This window comes from Microbacterium umsixpiens (genome assembly GCF_053543675.1).
In genome coordinates, this window is sequence record NZ_JBLVOH010000093.1 from 56,474 (window position 1) to 59,506 (window position 3,033).

A 3,033-nucleotide genomic window follows, 5' to 3' on the forward strand; every position below is an offset into this window, starting at 1 on the left:
GGGGGTCGTCTGAGCCGTCCGATCAGGCGACCGCCGTACCTTCCAACTCGACGAGCTGGCCGGGGATCGCAAGGCGCGAGACTCCGAGCATTGTGGTCGTGGGCGAGACGCCCGCGGCGCCGAGCCGTCCGGCGAGCTCTCCGTAGTGCGGGAACAGTGCGTCGACGTCGGTCGTGTAGACGTTCAGGCGCACGAGGTTCGCGAGGTTCATCCCGGCCTCCGTCAACACCGCCTCGAGGTTGTCGATGCTGAGCGCGAGCTGAGCGGCCATGTCGCCGTGGTGCTCGGGCTGTCCCTCTTTGTTCATCGCGGTCTGCCCCGAGATGTACAACGTGCGGGACTCAGCGGACACGACCTCACCCTGGTTGAACCCCATTTCCAGCGACCATGTGACCGGGTTGACTGCGGTGCGTTCGAGTGCCATCTCTTCTCCATTCGTTGTGTGTGCCGTGCCGGTGATCCGGTCCAGCAGATCGCCGTCCGAATCGACGACACTTCGAGCCTCGCAGCGATACACGACACCTCTTGTCATGTATTTCTGAGAAAGCTTCCTATGCGTGCCGATCGCCTGGTCTCTCTCGTGCTGCTCCTGCGGCAACGGGGTTCGCTCTCTGCATCCCAGCTCGCCGACGAGCTGGAAGTGTCTACGCGCACCATTCTCAGAGACATCGAGGCGCTGTCCGCCGCCGGGGTGCCCGTCTACGTCAACCGCGGTCGCAACGGCGGCTTCTCTTTGCTCCCTGGATTTCGTGCCGAGCTGATGGGCCTCAACCAGGAGGAAGCACTCGCCCTGCTCACTGCCGGCAGCATCGGGGGGCGACAGGTGTTCGGCCTGGGATCGGCGCTGTCCTCCGCCATGCGCAAGGTCGTCGATGCGATACCGGCCGGCCATCAAGCCGCGGCGACCGACGCCGCGCAGCGCATACTGTTCGAACCTGAAGCGGATCTCCTGTCCCGGTACCGGCTCGCCGAAGGCATCTCGGAGGCGGTCATGAACGAAGTGCGCCGCTCTGTGCTCGACGGACGCAAACTGCGCATTCACTACGCCGCCGAAGGTCGTGACGCCACCTGGCGGCACGTAGATCCCATCGGCCTCGTGACGGTCCGGGAGAGGAGCTACCTTCTCGCGTCGGTCGATGGCCATGATCGCACCTACCGTCTCTCTCGGGTTCTGGCGGCAGAGGCACTCGCCGCTCCTGCAGAACGCCCGAGTGAGGTCAACCTCGCCCAACTCTGGGAGGCGCGCAGTGCACGTTTTCGTGCCGGAGAAGCGCAGTTCATCGTCGACGCCCGGCTAGACCCCGCGCGACGAGAGGAACTCGCCGAGACGGCTCTCGCGATCGTTCACGAGACGGCCGAGTCGGATGGTCGGCTTCGAATGGAGTTGACTTTTCAGGACCTGCGCCACGCGGCATGGGCGATCTGGAAACTAGGAGTCGACGCTGAAGCCCTCAGCCCTCCCGAGCTGAGGGATGTGCTCCATCAGCACGCAGTCGAGATCGCGGCCCGCTACTCGCCCCGCGGTCCGACGCTCGCAACCGACGCCTAGCGGAGGCCGGGCCGGAGACTCTGACGATTGTGCCGTGAACGGCGACGTGCCCTCCTCACCCGGCATCGCGGATGAGAAGGGCACGAGGTGCGGACGCGTCAGTCCGCGGGTGCAGCCGTGAAGGATGCGGAGAAGTCCGCCACGTCCTCCGGCAGGAATGGTGCCGTTCCGACCTCGACGAGCGGGTCGTCCTTCGTGTGGTTGCTCCACGGCTCCGGGAGCACGCGGAGCAGGAACTTCTCGATCTCGACGATGGTGCCCTCCTCGGGGTTGACCGTCAGGCGGAACCGGGCGTCGTCGGTCTCGTAGACGAGCACCTTGTCGGCCATGGCGCCGTCTTCGACGGTGATCCCGTCGGCCAGCGCGAGAGCCTCGAGGTAGGTCGCCCGGTACTCGGGGGATGCCGTCAGGATGGGCACCGAATGCCCGAGCATGTTCAGCATGTGCTCTGCGGCCGGTATCGCGAGCCGCTCCTCGATGCTGTCGTACAGCCCGTTGGTCTTGGGATCGCCGTCCTGGGGCATCTTCGCCGCTGCAGCCTTCTCAGCGACGAGCTGCGATTCCATGCCGCGCTCCCACGCGGCGAGGAACGCCGCCGGGTCGGCGGGGAAGTCCGTGGGGGAGACGGGAAGCGTCGCATCGCCCTCGCCCGGTTCGACCTCGGTCGACGTCGCAGGAACCACACCGATCGGATACTCCGCGCCGTAGTACCCCGTCCACGCCCTCTCGACCTCTGCCTCGTTCCCGAACAGCTCCGCGGCATGGATGTCGGTGCGGCCGGTGAGCGAGTATGTGCCGTCGGTCGCGCTGAGATAGCTCGCGCTCGATTCGGTGACGACGGCAGCCGTCGCATCCGTCCTGAAACTCCCGAACGGCAGGAACTTCTCGTTCGGCCCGCCGATCATCCCCAGGTGCCGCGTCGTGATCGTCACTTCCCTCGGCTCGGCGACGGCGGCGCGGATGGAAGCCGCGGTCTCGTTGAGGTAGGTCGATGCCGAGGCCGCCTGCGGCTGGCCGACGACTCCCGGGGGAGTGAGGACGGTGGCTGTCACCGCCACCGCGGCGACGGCCGTGCCTGCCAGTGCCACCGCGACGATGCGTCCGACGGGGCGTCGGCGTCGCGACCGCGCGATCTCCTGGTGGAGGGCGCGACGGGGAGCCTGCGAAGACGCGGGGTAGGTGGGCTTCATCTCGCGCACCGTGTCAAGGATGTCCATGGATGATCTCTTTCTCAGCAAGTCGGATGTGTGCGGTCGCGGGCCGGGGCTCATGCGGGGCCTTCGGCGGTGGCGACGGCGGTGGGGCCGCGAGTTTGGTGCGGATGCGGCTCAGCCTCGATCGCACCGTGCCGACCGGGATCCGCAGCGCGGCGGCGATCTGCTCGTAGGTGAGGTCTCCCCACGCGTGCAGGAAGAGGACCTCCCGGTCGCGGGCGGAGAGGGCTGCGATCCGCGGATAGAGGCGCTCGATCTCCCCGGCCGCAT

Annotated in this window: 4 protein-coding genes; 1 reads left to right on the forward strand and 3 read right to left on the reverse strand. The window is 67.1% G+C overall.

The window, feature by feature from the left end; translation table 11 throughout:
• Positions 1-22: 22 nt before the first annotated feature.
• On the reverse strand, positions 23-424 hold the full coding sequence (locus ACNPM4_RS09505) for a RidA family protein (RefSeq protein WP_448985503.1): 402 nt from the start codon (positions 422-424) through the stop codon (positions 23-25).
• 156 nt (positions 425-580) lie between these two features.
• On the opposite strand from ACNPM4_RS09505, the gene ACNPM4_RS09510 reads away from it, so the two are divergent.
• Positions 581-1,549, forward strand: coding sequence for a helix-turn-helix transcriptional regulator (locus ACNPM4_RS09510; protein WP_448985504.1), 969 nt, complete (start codon positions 581-583; stop codon positions 1,547-1,549).
• 98 nt (positions 1,550-1,647) lie between these two features.
• On the opposite strand, the gene ACNPM4_RS09515 is transcribed toward ACNPM4_RS09510, so the two are convergent.
• Positions 1,648-2,766 (reverse strand): hypothetical protein, encoded by a 1,119-nt coding sequence (locus tag ACNPM4_RS09515; protein ID WP_448985505.1) that lies wholly within the window; start codon positions 2,764-2,766, stop codon positions 1,648-1,650.
• Positions 2,753-3,033: RNA polymerase sigma factor (locus tag ACNPM4_RS09520; protein WP_448985506.1), on the reverse strand; the 281-nt coding region annotated here is incomplete at its 5' end. The genes ACNPM4_RS09515 and ACNPM4_RS09520, both read right to left, overlap by 14 nt.

What these genes read in the sequence shown, in the direction of transcription:
- ACNPM4_RS09505 (WP_448985503.1), bottom strand. Translation starts at nt 424, where the DNA reads ATGGCACTCGAACGCACCGCAGTCAACCCGGTCACATGGTCGCTGGAA.
- ACNPM4_RS09515 (WP_448985505.1), bottom strand. Translation starts at nt 2,766, where the DNA reads ATGGACATCCTTGACACGGTGCGCGAGATGAAGCCCACCTACCCCGCG.